The following is a 251-nucleotide window of genomic DNA, read 5'->3' as shown; positions in this document are numbered from 1 at the left end:
ACCCACCTGCGCACCGTGGGCCGGGTGTTCGCCAAGTCGATGGCCTACTTCCTGTTATACTCCACCCAGGCGCTGATCGTGGGCATGGTGGTGGCGCACGTGGTGCAGCCCGGCGCCGGCATGAACATCAACCCGGCCGACCAGGACCAGACGGCGGTGCACAGCTACGTGGAAAAATCCCACGAGCTGACCCTCACCGGCTACGTCATGTACATCATCCCGGCCACCCTGGTCAGCGCATTCGTGGATGG

Annotated in this window: 1 protein-coding gene; it reads left to right on the top strand. The window is 64.1% G+C overall.

Translation table 11 applies throughout. The annotated features are described in order from the left end of the window. The coding region (locus tag ACQG3P_RS20945; protein WP_426806130.1) for a cation:dicarboxylate symporter family transporter at positions 1–251 on the top strand (251 nt) is incomplete at both ends.

Origin of the sequence: Stenotrophomonas sp. SrG (assembly GCF_050031795.1) — a bacterium.
In the GTDB taxonomy this organism is placed as follows: domain Bacteria; phylum Pseudomonadota; class Gammaproteobacteria; order Xanthomonadales; family Xanthomonadaceae; genus Stenotrophomonas; species Stenotrophomonas rhizophila_A.
This window is presented reverse-complemented; position numbering and strand designations above follow the sequence as displayed.